16 protein-coding genes, 1 tRNA gene and 1 pseudogene are annotated in these 16,902 nt (G+C 68.1%); 8 read left to right on the plus strand and 10 right to left on the minus strand.

Annotation, left to right across the window (positions count from 1 at the left end; translation table 11 throughout):
- Positions 1 to 6: 6 nt before the first annotated feature.
- The 5 genes from ACZ1H8_RS20265 to ACZ1H8_RS20285 all read right to left on the minus strand — a co-directional run bounded on the left by ACZ1H8_RS20265 (position 7) and on the right by ACZ1H8_RS20285 (position 5,684).
- The gene (locus tag ACZ1H8_RS20265) at positions 7 to 786 is read right to left on the minus strand and encodes a TatD family hydrolase (protein WP_465179022.1); all 780 of its coding nucleotides are present in this window, start codon (positions 784 to 786) and stop codon (positions 7 to 9) included.
- Entirely contained in the window at positions 783 to 2,291 is a 1,509-nt protein-coding gene (metG, locus tag ACZ1H8_RS20270; RefSeq protein ID WP_465179023.1) for a methionine--tRNA ligase, read from the minus strand. Before metG ends, ACZ1H8_RS20265 begins: the two co-directional genes overlap by 4 nt.
- Before the next feature lie 54 nt (positions 2,292 to 2,345).
- Positions 2,346 to 3,329, minus strand: coding sequence for an AAA family ATPase (locus ACZ1H8_RS20275; protein ID WP_465179024.1), 984 nt, complete (start codon positions 3,327 to 3,329; stop codon positions 2,346 to 2,348).
- Between the two features lie 58 nt (positions 3,330 to 3,387).
- Complete coding sequence (locus ACZ1H8_RS20280; protein ID WP_465179026.1) at positions 3,388 to 4,554, minus strand: D-alanyl-D-alanine carboxypeptidase family protein; 1,167 nt, start codon at positions 4,552 to 4,554, stop codon at positions 3,388 to 3,390.
- 122 nt (positions 4,555 to 4,676) lie between these two features.
- Entirely contained in the window at positions 4,677 to 5,684 is a 1,008-nt protein-coding gene (locus ACZ1H8_RS20285) for a lytic murein transglycosylase (protein WP_110154181.1), read from the minus strand.
- 167 nt (positions 5,685 to 5,851) lie between these two features.
- Here ACZ1H8_RS20285 and ACZ1H8_RS20290 point away from each other — a divergent pair.
- The 4 genes and pseudogenes from ACZ1H8_RS20290 to ACZ1H8_RS20305 form a co-directional block, all read left to right on the plus strand.
- Positions 5,852 to 5,941 (plus strand) — tRNA-Ser (locus ACZ1H8_RS20290).
- A gap of 12 nt (positions 5,942 to 5,953) precedes the next feature.
- Positions 5,954 to 6,634 carry a hypothetical protein gene (locus ACZ1H8_RS20295; RefSeq protein WP_465179027.1) on the plus strand — a complete coding sequence of 227 codons (681 nt, stop codon included), beginning with the start codon at positions 5,954 to 5,956 and terminating at the stop codon, positions 6,632 to 6,634.
- Between the two features lie 79 nt (positions 6,635 to 6,713).
- Positions 6,714 to 7,634 carry an LAPAL motif-containing putative phage structural protein gene (locus tag ACZ1H8_RS20300; RefSeq protein WP_465179028.1) on the plus strand — a complete coding sequence of 307 codons (921 nt, stop codon included), beginning with the start codon at positions 6,714 to 6,716 and terminating at the stop codon, positions 7,632 to 7,634.
- 193 nt (positions 7,635 to 7,827) lie between these two features.
- Positions 7,828 to 7,915, plus strand: a pseudogene (locus ACZ1H8_RS20305) (IS5/IS1182 family transposase); the annotation flags it as partial.
- A gap of 3 nt (positions 7,916 to 7,918) precedes the next feature.
- On the opposite strand, the gene ACZ1H8_RS20310 reads toward ACZ1H8_RS20305, so the two are convergent.
- Positions 7,919 to 8,977, minus strand: a complete 1,059-nt coding sequence (locus ACZ1H8_RS20310) for a hypothetical protein (protein WP_465179029.1) — start codon at positions 8,975 to 8,977, stop codon at positions 7,919 to 7,921.
- 534 nt (positions 8,978 to 9,511) lie between these two features.
- On the opposite strand from ACZ1H8_RS20310, the gene ACZ1H8_RS20315 reads away from it, so the two are divergent.
- Entirely contained in the window at positions 9,512 to 10,699 is a 1,188-nt protein-coding gene (locus tag ACZ1H8_RS20315) for a benzoate/H(+) symporter BenE family transporter (protein WP_465179030.1), read from the plus strand.
- A gap of 4 nt (positions 10,700 to 10,703) precedes the next feature.
- Here ACZ1H8_RS20315 and ACZ1H8_RS20320 read toward each other — a convergent pair whose 3' ends face one another.
- From ACZ1H8_RS20320 to ACZ1H8_RS20335, 4 genes are all read right to left on the minus strand, one after another.
- A complete protein-coding gene (locus ACZ1H8_RS20320; RefSeq protein ID WP_465179031.1) occupies positions 10,704 to 11,069 on the minus strand; it encodes a response regulator transcription factor in 366 nt (121 codons plus the stop codon).
- Positions 11,070 to 11,117: 48 nt separating this feature from the next.
- The gene (locus ACZ1H8_RS20325) at positions 11,118 to 11,777 is read right to left on the minus strand and encodes a response regulator transcription factor (protein ID WP_110154176.1); all 660 of its coding nucleotides are present in this window, start codon (positions 11,775 to 11,777) and stop codon (positions 11,118 to 11,120) included.
- Positions 11,774 to 13,648 (minus strand): PAS domain-containing sensor histidine kinase, encoded by a 1,875-nt coding sequence (locus ACZ1H8_RS20330; protein ID WP_465179032.1) that lies wholly within the window; start codon positions 13,646 to 13,648, stop codon positions 11,774 to 11,776. The genes ACZ1H8_RS20325 and ACZ1H8_RS20330 overlap by 4 nt, the downstream gene beginning before the upstream one ends.
- Positions 13,649 to 13,743: 95 nt before the next feature.
- Positions 13,744 to 14,409 (minus strand): sensor histidine kinase, encoded by a 666-nt coding sequence (locus ACZ1H8_RS20335; protein WP_465179033.1) that lies wholly within the window; start codon positions 14,407 to 14,409, stop codon positions 13,744 to 13,746.
- 199 nt (positions 14,410 to 14,608) lie between these two features.
- Here ACZ1H8_RS20335 and ACZ1H8_RS20340 point away from each other — a divergent pair, with 199 nt between their 5' ends.
- The 3 genes from ACZ1H8_RS20340 (at position 14,609) to ACZ1H8_RS20350 (ending at position 16,617) form a co-directional block, all read left to right on the plus strand.
- The gene (locus ACZ1H8_RS20340) at positions 14,609 to 14,896 is read left to right on the plus strand and encodes a UBP-type zinc finger domain-containing protein (RefSeq protein WP_465179034.1); all 288 of its coding nucleotides are present in this window, start codon (positions 14,609 to 14,611) and stop codon (positions 14,894 to 14,896) included.
- 66 nt (positions 14,897 to 14,962) lie between these two features.
- Positions 14,963 to 15,985 carry an MBL fold metallo-hydrolase gene (locus ACZ1H8_RS20345; protein WP_465179035.1) on the plus strand — a complete coding sequence of 341 codons (1,023 nt, stop codon included), beginning with the start codon at positions 14,963 to 14,965 and terminating at the stop codon, positions 15,983 to 15,985.
- Positions 15,986 to 16,098: 113 nt separating this feature from the next.
- On the plus strand, positions 16,099 to 16,617 hold the full coding sequence (locus ACZ1H8_RS20350) for a Dps family protein (RefSeq protein ID WP_465179036.1): 519 nt from the start codon (positions 16,099 to 16,101) through the stop codon (positions 16,615 to 16,617).
- Positions 16,618 to 16,902 lie beyond the last annotated feature (285 nt).

Genomic DNA, 16,902 nt, shown 5'->3' on the forward strand with positions numbered 1-16,902 from the left:
CTTGCTTCACCCGTGGGTCTTGTTGAAGAGCGTGTGGAAGTTCTGGCGGGTAACCTCCGCCAGATCCTCGGCTTTTTCGCCGCGCAGCGCGGCCAGGAAGCGGCAGGTGTCGGCGACGAAGGCCGGCTCGCCGGTCTTGCCGCGATGCGGGACCGGCGCGAGGAACGGGGCGTCGGTCTCGATCAGCAGCTTGTCCAGCGGCAGCCGCGCTGCGGTGTCCTGCAGGTCCTTCGCACTCTTGAACGTCACGATGCCCGAGATCGAGATGTAGAGCCCGAGATCGAGCGAGATATCGGCGAAGGCGGCGCTGGCGGTGAAACAATGGATGACGCCGGGAAAGGCCCCCTTCCCCATCTCCTCGCGCAGGATCGCGGCGGTATCCTCCTCGGCATCGCGGGTGTGGATGACGATCGGCAGCTGCAGCGCACGCGAGGCGGCGATGTGCGAGCGGAAGCTGGCGCGCTGGCGGTCGCGGTCCGAATGGTCGTAATAATAATCGAGGCCGGTCTCGCCGATGCCTACGACGCGCGGATGGCGCGCGCGCTCGACCAGCTTGGCGGTGTCGACATCTGGATGCTGGTCGGCCTCATGCGGATGGATGCCGACCGTCGCCCAGACATCCGCCTCGCGCTCCGCCACCGCCAGCACATCGTCCCACTCGCTCTCGCGCGTGGCAATGTTCAGCATCGCCTCGACCCCGCTCGCCCGCGCCCGCGCCAGAACCTCGGGCTGCGTCTCGGCCAGCCCCTTGTAGTTCAGGTGGCAGTGACTGTCCGCGAGCCTCACTTTTCCTCCGCCGTGCCAAGTTCCAGTCGGGGGAAGATGGGGGTCGGCGCGGTGATGTTGAAGGTGCCGGTCGCCGGATCATGGCCCAGCTGCGCGATCAGCTTCGCCGCCGATCCCGGAATGACCGGCTGGATCGTCACGGCGAGCCGGTGGATCGCCTTCAGCAGCGTCGACAGCACGGCGTGCATCCGCTCGGCATCGGTCTTGCGCAGCGCCCAGGGTGCCTGCACGTCGATATACTGGTTGCAGGCGAATACGCCGGTCATCCAGCTTTCGATGCCCTGGCTGAGCGACAGATCCTCGAACGCCCTGGCGAAGCCGGCACAGGCGGCATCGACCTCGACCAGCAGCGCATCGTCGGCGGGATCGGCGCGGCCGGCCTCGACCTTGCCGTCCAGATTCTTGGCGATGAAGGCACAGACGCGCTGGCCGAGATTGCCGAAGCTGTTCGACAGATCGGCATTGGCGCGGGTGACGATCGCCTCGTCACTGAACGTGCCGTCATTGCCGAAGCTGACGTCGCGCAGCAGGAAATAGCGCAGCGCATCGACGCCGTAGAGGCGCGCCAGTTCCATCGGATCGACGACATTGCCGACCGACTTCGACATCTTCTCCCCGCGATTGAGCAGGAAACCGTGGCCGAACACCTGTTTCGGCAGCGCGAGCTTCGCCGACATCAGGAAGGCGGGCCAATAGACCGCATGGAAGCGGACAATGTCCTTGCCGATCAGGTGCAGTTCCGCCGGCCACCATTTCTCCAGCGCGGCGGCATCGTTCGGATAGCCTGCGCCGGTCAGGTAATTGGTCAGCGCATCGACCCAGACATACATGACATGGCCCGGCGATCCCGGCACCGGCACGCCCCAGTCGAAGCTGGTGCGGCTGACCGACAGGTCGACCAGCCCGCCTTCGACGAAGCGCATGATCTCGTTGCGACGCGACTCCGGGCGGATGAAGTCGGGCTGCGCCGCATAGAGGTCGAGCAAAGGCTGCTGATATTTCGACAGGCGGAAGAACCAGGTCTCCTCGGCGGTCCATTCGACCGGCGTGCCCTGAGGCGAGAGCTTCTGCCCGCCCTCGCCCTCGACCAGTTCCTTTTCCTCGTAAAAGGCTTCGTCGCGGACCGAATACCAGCCTTCATAGCGGTCGAGATACAGGTCGCCGGCATCGGCCATCGCCTGCCAGATCGCCTGGCTGGCCGCGTGGTGATCAGCCTCCGACGTGCGGATGAACCGGTCATAGCTGATGTCCAGAGCGTCGGCCATCTCGTGGAAATAGCCGGACATTTCATCGGCCAGCGCGCGCGCGGTCATGTCGCGGTCGCGCGCCGTCTTGACCATTTTCAGCCCATGTTCGTCGGTGCCGGTCTGGAACCGGACCTCGCGCCCCTGGGCGCGCTGGAACCGGGCGATCGCGTCGGCGGCGATCATCTCATATGCATGGCCGATATGCGGCCGGCCATTGGGATAGTGGATCGCCGTGGTGAGATAATAGGGTCGGGACATGCGCGCGCTCTAGGAGAAATCGGGGCGGTAAGTCACCCCTCTCGACACGCGAAATCAGGGTTTGGCAAGCCGGGCGATCAGCCCGCCCATCTCGAACACCGTCCCGCTGGCGTCGAGCGACAGGCCCTGCGCCGCGCCGGCCAGGTTGCGCGCGGCGCCGTACGCCTCGATCGCCACGCGCAGCGGCTCGCCCGACAGCGTCCGCGCGCGTTCGGCGATGAAGCTTGGCGACCGCTCGAGGAACGCCTCGTAGCGCGGCTGCGCCGCCTTCAGCGCCAGCAGCTTGGCCAGCCGCGCGCGCACCGCGTTGGACGGATCGCCGGTGGTGGCGATCAGCGTCATGTCCGCCTCCAGCGCGGCGAGGTCGAGCCCGGCAAAGCCCAGCGCGCGGCCGGGCGACCCTTCCCCTGCCCGCACCAGCGCGTCGATCTCGCTGGCGGTCGCATCGGGCAGTTCGGCGCGCAGGATCGCCGCCACCTCGCCCGTCGCCAGCGGATCGAAGCGCAGCAGCCGGCAGCGCGACCGGATCGTCGGCAGCAGGCGGCCCGGCGAATGACTGACCAGCAGGAAGATCGTGCCCTGGGGCGGCTCCTCCAGCACCTTGAGCAGCGCGTTGGCGGCGCCGGGGCGCTCGACCTCGTCGATCGAATCGATCACCACCACGCGGCGCTCCGAAAAGCTCGGCTTGGTCGCGAAGCTGGCGATCAGCTGGCGCACCTGGGCGATCGGGATCGACCGCGCCAGCCCCTGGTCGGGCTTGTCGGGATCCTTGGGCAGGCGGCGCATCTCGCGGTAATCGGGATGCGCGCCGGCCGCCAGCAGCTGCGCGGTCTGACTGGTCTCGGGAATGTCCCAGCCGGGCGAGAGCCGGCCCGGCTCGGCAGCCTCGGCCAGCAGCCGCGCCGCCGCGATCCGCGCGAAGCTTGCTTTGCCGACGCCCTCGGGGCCGGCGATCAGCCAGGCATGGTGCAGCGCGCCCGACGCCATTGCGGCGGCAAGCGCGGCACGCGCCGCTTCGTTGCCGATCAGATCGGTCATCGCCCCCTCTTCGTCGCGGGCCCGGCCGCTATCGCGGCGTCAGGCCCGGCGCACCGCCTCAAAGCCCGAACATGCCCCAGAAGCCCAGCCAGGCGCGGCGGAAGAAGCCCGCCTCGGCCACGTCGGTCTCGGCGACCAGCGGCAGCGTCTGCGGGCCGCCATCGGCGGTGGCGATCACCAGGTCGGCAATATGGTCGCCGGCCTTGATCGGCGCCTTGATCGGGCCGGTATAGACGATCTTGCCCTGCATCGACGGGGTGGTGCCGCTGGGCACGCTGACCGCCAGATCCTTGGGCGCGACCAGGCCGACCAGCGCCGAACCGCCGCCCTGAACCTCGGCATCGCCGACCTTGCGGCCCTTGGCGACGACCTTGTGCGGCGACCAGGCGCGGAAGCCCCAGTTCATGAACTTCACCGATTCCGCCGCGCGGCCATTATAGGTGTCGAGCCCGGCGACGACCATCACCAGCCGGCGGCCATTCTGCTCGGCCGAACCGGTGAAGCCATAGCCCGCCTCTTCGGTATGGCCGGTCTTCAGCCCGTCGGCGCCCGCGACCACGCCCAGCAGCGGATCGCGATTGTCCTGCTTGATCACCTGCCCGGTGCTGAGCGTGCGGGTGTAGTTATGCTGGCTGTAGAACTGCTTGTAGAGCTGCGGATGATCCTGGATCGTCGCCTGGGCCAGCTTGGCCAGGTCACGCGCGGTCACATAGGTGCGGCCCTCGTCCGGCCAGCCGTTCGACGTGCCGAAATGGCTGTTGGTCAGGCCCAGCTTCTTCGCCTGCTGGTTCATCAGGTTGGTGAAGGCCTCTTCGGTGCCCGACACGCCCTCGGCCAGCACGACGCAGGCGTCGTTCCCCGACAGCGTCACGATGCCGTACAGCAGGTCCTGCACGCTCACCTGCTCGCCGGTTTCCAGGAACATGGTCGATCCCGCCTGCGGCCCGTGCCACTTGCGCCACGTCTCGGGCGCGACGGTGAATTTCTGGTCGAGCTTCAGCTTGCCCTGCTTGATCAGGTCGAAGGCGACATAGACCGTCATCATCTTCGCCATCGACGCCGGCGGGATGCGGCGATCGGCATCCTTGGAGAACAGCACCGCGCCGGTCGTCAGGTCGACCATATAGGCGATGGGCGCCGGCGTATCGAACACCGGTGCCGCCGCCTGGAGCGGCATGGCCAGCGAAACGGCGAACAGGGACGCAGCGGCGATAAACTTCTTCATGGAGATCTCGAATCCAACGCAAACGGGGGTATCGGACCTTCCTAGGCGGGTATCACCGCCGGGTGAAGACCCGTGCGGCGCCGGGACGATCCCGGCACCACGAAGCGGGGTGCGCGGCGGCGCTAGCGCTCGACCTCGTCGGCCAGCAGGCCGACCGACAGGGCATAGAAGTTCGAGCAATTGTAATCGAGGATGACGCGGTAATTGCCGGTCAACAGATAGGCGGTCTTGCCCGGGCCGTCGGGCTCGAGCAGCGTCGCCTGGATCCGCTCGTCGGGCCAGGACCGGCCGATCGGCACGATCCCCATCGCCCGCCATTCGGCCAGCGACTTCCACTGGCTGTGCCGCTCATGCACCCGCGGGCACCGGGGCGAGGTGACCTTGCCCGCGATCGCCGCGCGGTTCAGCCCCGCCGGCACGCTGACCGCAAAGCCCCAGGGCTGGTTCGGCCGCCATCCGGCATCGACGAAATAATTGGCGATCGAGGCAAGCGTGTCGGGCTCGCTGGTCCAGATATCGGCCATGCCGTCGCCGTCGCCGTCGCGCGCCAGCCGCAGATAGACCGAGGGCAGGAATTGCGGCCCGCCGAACGCCCCGGCCCAGCTGCCGACCAGCTTCTCGCGCGGCACGCCGCGGTCGATCATCTTTAGCGTGGCGATGAACTCGCCCGCGAACAGGCTGCGCCTTCGCCCTTCATAGGCCAGGCTGGCCAGCGCGCGGGGCAGGTCGAAATTGCCCATCACCCGCCCGTAATTCGTCTCATGCCCCCAGATCGCGACCATGATCGATTCGGGCACGCCGGTCTCGCGCTCGATGCTGGCCAGGCGCGGGCGCTGACGCTGATAGGCGGCGCGGCCTCGGGTGATGCGCGACGCGTCGACATGGCGCAGGCGATAGGGCTCGAACGCCGGGATCCGGGCATTGGGGCTGGTCTCGGGCTGTTGCCGGTCCAGCTCGACCACCCGGGCATTATAGGTCAGCGTCGGGATGACCATGTCGATCGCGCGCTTGCTGACCCCAGCCGCCGCCGCCTCGCGCGCCAGCTGCGGCAGATAGGCCTGGAACCCCGCCTCGCTCAGCGGCGCGCTCTGCTGCGCCTGGACGCAGGACGGCAGCGCCACCGTCGTCATTACCGCCAGGGTGACGGCCCCCAATCCACGCAACGCAACACCGAATTTGAGCATGTCGGGCATAGTGACACAGCGATTCCCGCGGATGAAGCCCCCGGCCCAACGTTTCATCAACAATTCTGCCCGCTTGCGCTCACCCCCTCCCCCGCGCTAGCGCACGCGCCAACGGAAGAGTGGCCGAGTGGTTTAAGGCAGCGGTCTTGAAAACCGCCGTGGGTGCAAGCTCACCGTGGGTTCGAATCCCACCTCTTCCGCCAGCCGAGGGTTAAATGGCGAAACGACCTGATTTGCCAAAGCGTTTGGCTGCCCGCATTCGTGCAGCTCAAGAGCGCGTACGACAGAAGCGGCTTGGCATAGTGTATGCCGAAAAGAACTATGAGCAGAGCCGTGCGCGAGTTGACGACTACGAGCGTGACCCTGATGCGTTCGCGGCTCGGTATTATCGTAATCACGAATGGAACAGCTACCCAGTTCAAACAAATCTCGCAACGAACCGCAAACGAAATGAGTATCACGAGCGCAGACGAGATGAGCGAATCAGCGAACTAGCCGCGTTAGAATCCGAATTGCTTCGGATTGAAGAGCAGGTACTCGCTGAGGTAACGCGGATGCGTCCCACTCCCGGCCGCGTACCTTGGCCGCGCCGGTTGCCCGCCTTCGCCAAATTCCGTGAGAAACTCGACGCAGAGATGCGGCGGGAGGACGAGCGATGGCGGGCAGAGCGCGCCCGTGATGACGCTGAATTCGAGCGCATGGTAGCGGAGGAGGAGGCCGGTATTGCGGATGAGCGCCGCCTAGGCGATGAGGAGTTGAAGCGCGACTTGGCCGCTATGTCGCCTGCGGAATATGCCAACTATCGTGCGTGGGCAGATTACTTCGTTGAGGGGTTGCGCTCCGGTTCGCTGACCATAGCGGACATAATCGTTCAGCTGCGCGCGTCCAAGACGTGAGCGAACAGCACCCCACGCCTCAGGGCGCAGGGTGCTGGCAGCGATAGACAGGCTGCACCGAGGTAGATAGTCAGGCCGAATGACGGGCGATCACTTCCGCGTCGTATATGATGGTCCTGCTGTGGAAGACGGCGAGATGGACGTGACGCAACTTGCGTCCTCGCTTCTCGCACTGGGCAAGCTGATCGAAAATGCCGATGCAATCCGCACTGGCGAACCTGGCAGGGTCAAGGTCCGAGTGAAGTCGGACGTGAAGCGCGGCAGCTTCGACGTGGGGATTGCGGTCCATTGGTTGGACGGCATCAAAGATGCGACCATTGCTTGGGCAATGACGCCGCAAGGCTCAGTAACGATTTCGCTGCTCGGGCTGCTCGGCATAACCGTCAAAGACGCCGCGAAGCTTGGCGGCAAAGGTTTGATTCAGACCGTGCGTTGGCTTCGTGGAAGGCGTGTGGCCAAGCAGATTGTATTGGAGGACGGTAACACAACCCTCATTGCCGAGGATGGCGATGAGATAATTGTCCATCCAACGGTTGCTAGATTGGTGGATGAACCATCCGTTCGCCAGCCACTCGAGAAGTTTACGGAGCCGCTGCGGGACGGAGGCGTTCAAGAAATACGCTTCGAAGAGAAGCAAGGCCAAGTCGATGAACGGATCGAAGCCGCAGAAGCGCCGTCCTTTGTAGCGGCTGCCGGTAGTGAACCAAGTTCGTCGGACCAGTTCAGAGCCACTTACCAGATCAAACGCTTGTTCTTTGATCGGGGGCGCAAGTGGCGGCTGTCTAATGGCGCGCAGACCATACAGGCAGAGATTGAAGACGAAGCGTTCTGGGCGCGGGTGGATGCGTCAGAGGAGTCGTTCTCCAAAGAGGATTACTTGGTCGTTATCGTGCGTATGGATCAATGGCTGACCACAAGTGGGCTGCGCACCGAATACGTCATCGTGAAGGTAGAGCAGCACATCCCGGCGCCGAAGCAGACCCCGCTCCCCGGCGTGTGAAAATGACCACGCCTCTCAGGCAACGCACCAAAGCCCTTTTTCAGCCTGGCCACAAACCGACCAACCAGGCTCTGTTTCGGTGCGTTTCCCTAGAGGGACTGCCGCCGCAACACGGCTGCGTAGCACCCCGGCCCTTGGGGCATTACGCGCACCAAGGCACCAAGGCACCAACGCCCGCTGGTGTGGTTAGATCGGGTCGAAAGGGCGAAGGGTCTTGCCCCGGCGTTGTGTCGTCGAGAGAACCTTCGGCTGGAAGACGATGGCACCGGCTCGTCTGCGACGCCTCACCTGCTCTTCGGCACCCCCAGCAGCATCTCGTCCAGCATCCGCTCATGCCGCGCCTGTGCCTCGGCAATCCCTGCGTATCGTGCCTTCCACGCCAGTCGCCGACCCGGCGTATCGGGCTCGACGCGCATGCGCAGGACCTGGCGATAGGCCGGCGCCTGATGGTGGCGCGGCAGCGGGACGATGCGGCCGGCGCCGTCGTCGGTGATGCGGTCGGCGGGCAGCCGCTCGAGCAGGCGGACGCCGGCCTCGGTCATCGCGTGCACCGCGGCGCGAGCGTCAGGGCTGTCGCTGTCAGGGTCGGCGCCGAAGGGCAGGATCGGCTCGGCATCGAGCGACTGGCCGTCGAACAGCCAGCCTTCCTCCCGCACCGCGCCGATCCGCGTCAGCAGCGTGATCCGTGCCCAGAAGCTGCGCCAGGGCTCCTCGGCCTCGGCTTCGCAGTGCGGGTCGGTCCAGCTCCCCCCGGCGAGGCGGAAGATGCCCGACCGGATGGTCCACAGGTGCCAGCTTCCGACCGCGCCGGCGAGCGCGCTGTCCTGCTCTCCAGCCGGGACCAGTCCGCCGCGATAGGCATGGATCGGCACGCCATGCGTCGCGTCGGTCGCCACCAGCCCGTACCGGTCGATCAGCATCCGGAGCGCCAGCGGGTCGCCGGTCTCGCGCACCCGGCGCAGCACCGGCGTCTCCCCCGCCAGCCCGGTGACGAGCGCGACCGGCAGGAAGATCGGATCGGCATCGCGGTCGAGCCCGGGCAGGTCATAGACCGGGCGCAGCTTCGTCCAGCTTGCGCTGCGCGTCACCAGCCCGGCGGCGATCAGCTCGTCGATCGCCTTTCGCGCGCGCGGCTTGCCGATGCCGAGATGCGTCTCGCACGCCTTGGCCGACCAGCGGGTGCGGGCATGGCCGCTGCCGGTGCCCGCCAGCAGCACCAGCCATACCAGCGCGAGCGTCATGCGGTTGCCCGTCTCCGCCTGCCACACCCGCTCCCACAGATCGCGGCCGAGGACGAAGAAACAGCCGCCCCTCGCCTTCCCCGCACCCGACGCATCCTCCATCGCACCACCTCGCAGTCGCCCGGACCCGGCCACTCGACCCCATCAAGGCGGTCAAGGTCCTCAAGGCGACCAAGGGGATAGAAGAGGAATCCAGTTTCCGTTGCGGAGCGCACAGTCGTGCGGGGAATGACGGGGGGTGAGATTGAGTTGGGCGGTGGGTCGCGGTGGGCGTTTACGGCCCTGGTTTGAAAACTGCTCCCCCCAACACGACCGTCACCCCGGCCGGAGTGCCGGGGTCCACCCAGCCTCCATCCCGGCCGCCGGGGAATGCGCCACCGTCCGCCCCGCCCGCCAGACGATTGCGACCGCACCTGCCGCATCTCCGGGACGCGCTGCCCGGTGGACCCCGGCATTGCAGCCGGGGTGACGGGTGGGTGGGGCAGCCGGTCGGAAGCATCGCGAGCAAGGGAGCATTGGCAAAGACACGCCGCGCCGGGGACGGGACAGGGACGGGACAGTCCCGGGACAGCGACGGGACATCGGCAGTCGAACGCCCGCCGACCGCGCCCTGTGCATCCCACTTGAACCCGCAAGATGATCCGCTACGGGGAAGCCGTGCTTCGCTCGCTCCCACCCCTGCCCAGCTGGTCCGCCGCGCTGATCGCCGCGGTGATCGGGTTTGGCGGGACGGTGGCGCTGGTGGTGCAGGCGATCCGGACGCTGGGCGGCGACGTCACCCAGACCGCGTCGGCGGTCACGTCGCTGTGCCTGGGGATCGCGCTGGCGGGAGGGTTCTTGTCGTGGCGGTTGCGGATGCCGGTGGTGCTTGCCTGGTCGACGCCGGGCGCGGCGCTGCTGGCGGCGAGCGCGCCGGGGATGGCGTGGCCGGTCGCGGTCGGGGCGTTTGCGGTGGCGGGCGCGCTGACGGTCGTGCTGGGGCTGCTGCCCGCGCTGGGGCGGCTGGCCGAGCGGATCCCCGCATCGGTCGCATCGGCGATGCTGGCCGGGGTGCTGTTGCCCTTCTGCCTCGGGCTGTTCCGGGCAGCGGGGGTCGATCCGCTGCTGGTCGCGGCGATCGTTGCGGTGTTCCTGATCGCGCGGCTCAGGGCACCGCTCTATGCGCTGCTGCTCGTGCTGGTCACCGGCATCGTCCTGACATTGGTGCGCGGCGACCTGACCGCGCTGCCGCCGGGGCCGCTGTTCGGCACGCTGGCGCCCGTCCTGCCCGCGCTGGATGTGCGCGCCCTCGTCAGCCTCGCGCTGCCGCTGTTCCTGGTGACGCTGGTGTCGCAGAACCTGCCCGGGCTCGTCGTCCTGCGCAGTGCCGGATATGCGCCGCGACCGGCACCGCTGCTGATCGGAACCGGCATCGCCAGCGTCGCGGTGGCGCCCTTTGGCGGGCATGCGGTCAATCTGGCGGCGATCACCGCGGCGATCTGTACCAGCCAGGACGCGCATCCCGATGCCCGGCGGCGCTGGACGGTCGGGCTGATCTATGCCGGCTTCTACCTGGTGCTGGCGGCCTTCGCGCCCGCGCTGGTGCGGCTGTTCCTCGCGCTGCCGCCCGCGGCGATCGCGGCGCTGACCGGCGCGGCGCTGATCCCGGCGCTGATCGGGTCGATCGAGACGATGCTGGGCGTGGCCGACGAGCGCGATGCGGCGATCGTCACCTTCCTGGCGGCGGGGTCGGGCCTGGCGCTGTGGGGGCTGGGCTCGGCCTTCTGGGGCCTGGTCGCGGGCTTCTTCGCGCTGGGGGCCAAGGCGGTGCTGCGCCGGCGCTGACCCGTCAGTGGACCGCGGCTTCGATCGCGTCGAGCAGGCAGTCGGGATCGATCGGCTTCGTCAGGAACGCCAGCGCGCCGCCCGCCATCGCCTGATCGCGCGCGGCGTCGGTCGGGAAGGCGGTCATCAGAATCAGCGGGTGCAGCCAACCGCGGCGCAATATCTCGGCCTGGAGCTCCAGCCCGTTCATCCCCGGCATGTGCAGGTCGGTGACGATACAGGCGAGCTCGGCCTGATCGTCGCACGCCAGCAGATCCTCGGCGCTGCAAAAGGCGCGCGTGGTCATGCCGACCGATCGCATCAGGCTGTCCAGGCTGCCCCGCACGCCGGCGTCATCGTCGACGATCGCGATGACTGATGATGTGGACACTGGGGATACTCCTGGATGGCGGCCGCACCTGCCGCAGAAAATGCCGGATCAGGCGGGGGTGGCGAACCGGTGGATGCTGGCGTCGCGCACGCCCAGCGCCTCTGCCATGCGCACCAGATCGGCGAGCGACTGCGCCTCCATCTTGCGCATCACATTGCCGCGGTGGATCTTCACGGTGATCTCCGACAGGTCGAGCCGCGCCGCGACCTGCTTGTTCATCAGTCCGGTCACGACCAGGCTCATCACCTCGCGCTCGCGCGGGGTCAGCCGGGCGTGATGCTCGCGCAGCTTCGCCACGCCCTCCCCCTCGGCACGGCGCGCGCGGTCGGCCGCGATCGCGCGATCGACCGCCTCGAGCATCTGGTCGTCGCTGAACGGCTTGGGCAGGAAATCGAGCGCGCCGGCGCGCATGCCGCGTACGGTCATCGGGATGTCGCCATGCCCGGTCATCAGCACGACCGGGATCGCCATGCCCAGCTCGGCAAGCCGGTCCTGGAAATCGAGGCCATTCTCTCCCGGCAGGCGCACGTCGAGCACCAGGCAGGCTGGGCCCGCGGGCACGCCGGCGGCGACGAAGGCGTCGGTACTGTCGAACAGGGCAACCTGCATCCCGGTCGAACGGAACAGGCTGCTCAGCGATCCGCGCATATCGGCATCGTCGTCGACGATGCACACGGTCGCGGCGGGTGGCGATACGGGCGCGGTCATGCGGCTTCTCCCCGGGGCTGGGCGATCGGGACGGGCAGCCGGACGCGGAAGGTCGCCCCGCCCGCGTCATGATTGGCCGCGGTCAGGCTGCCGCCATGCTGTTCGACGATCGCGCGGCAGATCGACAGGCCCATGCCCATCCCCTCGTCCTTGGTGGTGAAGAAAGGGCGGAACAGATGCTCGGGCTCGCCGGCGATGCCGGGCCCGCGGTCGCGCACCTCGATCGCGAGCAGCGGCCCCTCGACGCGGGCGGAGACGCACAGCGCGCGGCGATCGGGGTCGATCCCCGCCATCGCCTGGACCGCGTTGAGCATCAGGTTCATCAGCACCTGCTGCACCTGCACCCGGTCGCCCGCGACCGGCGGCAGCGCGTCGGGAAGATCGACCGACAGCGCGACCCGGTTCGCGTCGAGCTCGCGGTGGAGCAGCGCGGCGGTCTCCTCGACGATCGCGGCAAGATCGACCTCGCCGTGCCGCGGATCGGCCTTGCGCGCCAGGCGGCGGACGCGGTCGATCACCTCGGCGGCGCGCACGCCGTTCGAGGCGATATGGTCGAGACAGTCGGCAACCTCCCCCGCCCCCGGCGCCTCCTGCTTCAGCCAGCGCTTGCCCGACTTGGCATAGGTGATGATCGCCGACAGCGGCTGGTTGACTTCATGCGCGATCGACGCGGCCAGCTGGCCGAGCGTGGTCATCCGCGCGACATGGGTCAGCTCGGCCTGCGCCTCGACCAGCCGCGCCTGGGTCCGGTTGCGCTCGGTCACGTCGATCGCCATCACCAGCACCCGGCGCCACGCATCCTCGCCATGGGGCAGCGTGACGCGCAGCACGACGTCGATCGGCTCGCCATTGGCGCGCAGGAAGCGAGTCTCGCGCTCGACGATCGTCTCGCCTGCCAGCAGCGCGGCCAGGATCTGGACGAGCGTCTCGACCCCGTGCTGGGTATGGTGCGCGACCGTGAGTGCGCCAACCAGCTGCTCGCGATCCGACAGGCCGAACATCTGCGCCGCCGCGCGATTGGCGTCGCCGACGCGCGACTGGTCCGCAACGATGCGGGCAAAGCCTTCGTCGACCGGCGCGCCCGATGCCGCCATGTCGGCCGCGATCTGCCAGTCGACCTCCATGATCGCGAAGCCGGCGGCGTCGAAGATCGAACGATAGCGCAGGTCGGCGCGCCGCCGCGCCTCGGCCGCGCGGCGCTGTTCGGTCAGGTCGGCGCTGGTCTCGATCACCCCGATCGCGCGGCCGCGGCTGTCGTTGCGGGCCAGCCAGCGGCTGGCGAGCACGATCCGCTCGCCATCCTTGCGCACCCGGCTGATCTCGCCCGACCAACTGCCGCCATCGGCCATCGTTCGATCCGGGCCCTCGCCCCGCCCGTCCAGACGGGTCTGCAGCACGTCGGCGGCACGGCGGCCCATCACCTCGTCGCGCCGCCAGCCATAGAGATGCTCGGCGCCCTCGTTCCAATAGAGGATGCGATCGGCGGCATCGCGGATGATGACGGTGTCATGGGTGAGTTCGAGCGTGCGCGCCTGTTCGGCCAGCGTGTCGCGCGCCGAACGGTCGCGCACCGACAGGATGGTGGTGATGGCGATCGCGAACAGGCTGACGGTCAGGCGCATCGCCGCGCCGTCCAGCGGCTCGTCGCCATGGCTGACGGCATAGCCGAGCGCCGCCAGCAGCACGCACACCACCCCGGCGACCACCACCGGATCGCGGCGGTTGAGCCGGGCGACCAGCAGCACGACGGTGATGTACAGCACCGCGATCGCGCCCTGGAGCGGGCTGAGCACGTCGAGGGTGAAGATGGCGATCGCCGCCAGTCCTGCCGCGGCGACTTCCCATCGCACCGGCCACCCGTTCCGCGTCATGTCAGCCCCTCGCCATGGTCCGGCCCAGCGCGTCCAGACGGGTTCGACGCTGAACGATCCGGCCCGATTGCGCAACCGCGCGGGCGTCGCATCGCTCATGGGCGGCCGGACATCAGGACGAAGCGGGTGCCCGGCCGGGCGTCCTGCCAGCAATGCGCCGCGCGCAGCCGGGCGGCCATCAATTCGATCAGCCGCGATCCCATGCCGCTGCCCCGCGCCGCGCCGTCACCCCGGCCGGCGCCGCGATCCTCGACCTGGAGGCGATAGCCGCCGAACGGCATCGCGGTCAGCGTGATGCGGATGTCGCCGGGCGCATCGGCGGCATAGGCATATTTGCAGGCATTGGCGACGAGTTCGGACACCAGCACGCCGATCGAACTTGCCGTATCGGGCGGCACCACCACCGCATCGGCATCGACCATGACCTGCCGCCCGACCGCGCCCTGTCCGCATCCCTGCTCCAGATCCCCGGCCAGTTCCTCCAGATAGTCGCCGAGCGCGACATGGGTGGCGGCATGGCTGCGGTACAGATGGCGGTGGACATTGGCGATCGCGCCGATCCGCTGGCCGGTCATCTGCAGCACCGCGCGGGCATGCGGGTCCAGCACCGCCCGCGCCTCGACCGAGACCATCGCCATCACCAGTTGCAGGCTGTTGGCGATGCGGTGGTTCATCTCGTCCGCGGCGGTCGGATCGCCGATCGGCGGGAGGACCGCGACCGCTCCGGTCGCCGATGGGGTGAAGCCGTTCGTCATGCGCATCGCCTGGCCCTTCTGCCTGCCGCCGGGACGGTGGGAATGCGCCCTTATCCGCCGATGCCGGGCGAGCGACTATCATACTCAGGTTTGGCGCGACCCGGCGTTCGGTCAGACCTTGATATGATAGTCATGGGCGATCGGAGCGGTTTGGATAGGGCATGTACTGCTTCAGGAGGATGCGATGACCGGGTGCCGACACAGCATGACCATCACCGATGTCACCCCCAGCGCGAAAGGATGCGAGGAATGCCTGAAGATCGGCAGTCCCTGGGTCCACCTGCGCCTGTGCCGCAGCTGCGGCCATGTCGGCTGTTGCGACCAGTCGCCGCACCGCCACGCGCGCGCCCATTTCAACGCCACCCGTCATCCGATCATCGAGGGCTATGACCCGCCCCAGGGCTGGGGCTGGTGCTATATCGACGAGGTCGAGGTCGACCTGCCCGACCAGACCCCGCAATGGGGGCCGATCCCGCGTTTTGTCGACGGCTGACCGGCCGGCACTGGCGGTCGCGCCGCCCTGCCCCCATCTCGGGCGGCAAAGGGGACCGATCGCCAGATGCCACGCGCCAATCCTTATTATCAGGGCCCGGTCACCGATCATTTCGATGGGCTGCGCTTCTTCAATCCGGGCCATCCCGATACCGACCGCTCGCTGCACCAGGTGATGCAGTGGAAGCTGCGCGAGAAGGCCGCGGCCTGGCCCAAGTCGGTGGCGGTGACCGAGGCGATCCCGGATGCGCGCGTCGACGGGCTGCGGATCACGATGGTCGGCCATGCCACGCTGCTGATCCAGGCGGCGGGGCTGAACCTGCTGACCGATCCGGTCTGGTCGGACCGCGCCAGTCCGGTGCGCTTCGCCGGGCCGCGGCGGGTGACCGCGCCGGGCGTGGCGTTCGACCAGCTACCGCCGATCGACGCGGTGCTGCTGTCGCACAACCACTATGATCATCTCGACGCGGACACGCTGCGCCGGCTGCACGCCGCGCACCGGCCGCTGATCGTCACCCCGCTGGGCAATGACGCCATCGTCCGGCGGATCGTGCCGGAGGCGCGCGTGGTCGCCGGGGACTGGTGGGACCGGATCGATCTGCCCGGGGGCGCCCATGCCGATATCGTGCCTGCGCACCACTGGTCCGCCCGCCGCCCGGGCGACCGCCGCATGGCATTGTGGGGCGGCTTCATCCTCCACAGCTCCGCCGGGCGGCTCTATTTCGCCGGCGACACCGGCTATGGCGACGGCGCGATCTTCCGCGACATGCGCCAGCGATGCGGCGCAGCCGATGTCGCGCTGCTGCCGATCGGCGCCTATGCCCCGCGCTGGTTCATGGCGGACCAGCACACCGACCCCGAGGAAGCGGTGCGGATGATGACCGACCTGGAGGCGCGCAGCGCGATCGGCATCCATTGGGGCAGCCTGCAGCTGACCGACGAGGCGCGCGAGGAGCCCGCGACGCTCCTCGCCCGGACGCTGGCCGATCGCGGCATCGCGCCCGATCGCTTCCCCGCCGCCCTGCCGGGCCAGAGCTTCGACCTGAGCGGCGATGGCGGCAACCGGCGACTCTTCCTGCGCGACCGCTAAGCCTTGCGTACAGCCCGCCCCAAACCTTGGTTTGGATTGGCGCGGCCGGAACGGTCCGTATCTCTTGTCCTGTCGGCAGGACATCGACCCTGCCCCGGATGAGGAGAAAGACGATGTCGAACACGGTGTCACTCGCGGAGCGTTTCCTGGGCACGCCGACCGATCTGGGCGCGGACGCGACCCGCGACATTTCTGCAGGCCTTGGCGGGCTTTTGGCAGATGTCTTCGCACTATATCTGAAGACCAAGAATTTCCACTGGCACATGAGCGGCCCGAATTTCCGCGACTGGCACCTGCTGCTCGACGAGCAGGGCGACCAGATCTTCGCGATGACCGACGTGATCGCCGAGCGCGCGCGCAAGATCGGCGGGACCACGATCCGATCGATCTCCGACATCGCGGGGCGCCAGCGCATCCTCGACAATAACGAGGCCTATGTCGATCCGCAGGACATGCTCGCCGAACTTCATGGCGACAACAAGCAGTTGGTCGCAGAGATGCGCCGGGTGCACGAGCTGTGCGACACCTATCATGACGTCGCCACCGCCAGCCTGATCGAGGTGTGGATCGACGAGACCGAGCGCCGCGCCTGGTTCCTCTACGAAAGCTGCCGGTCCGCGGTCATCCGCTGACCGGCCAGCGGCGGCGCGGTCCCTCCCCCCGGCCCCTCCCCGGGACCGCGCCGCCAAGCGGTTGACGACACTGAAAAATCCTCTCCCGGAGGGAGAGGGGGACCGCGAAGCGGTGGAGAGGGAGTTTCCGCACCACGCAGGTCTTGCTTGGGGGAACCCCCTCTCCACCAGCCTGCGGCTGGTCCCCCTCTCCCTCCGGGGAGAGGATTTTGGGCGCCTGCACCGAATCTGCACCGACATCTCACCGCGCCGACGATCGGCTCTCGATCCGCCCCGGCGATTGCC

The sequence above is a fragment of the Sphingomonas sp. BL-S-25 genome (assembly GCF_055521555.1).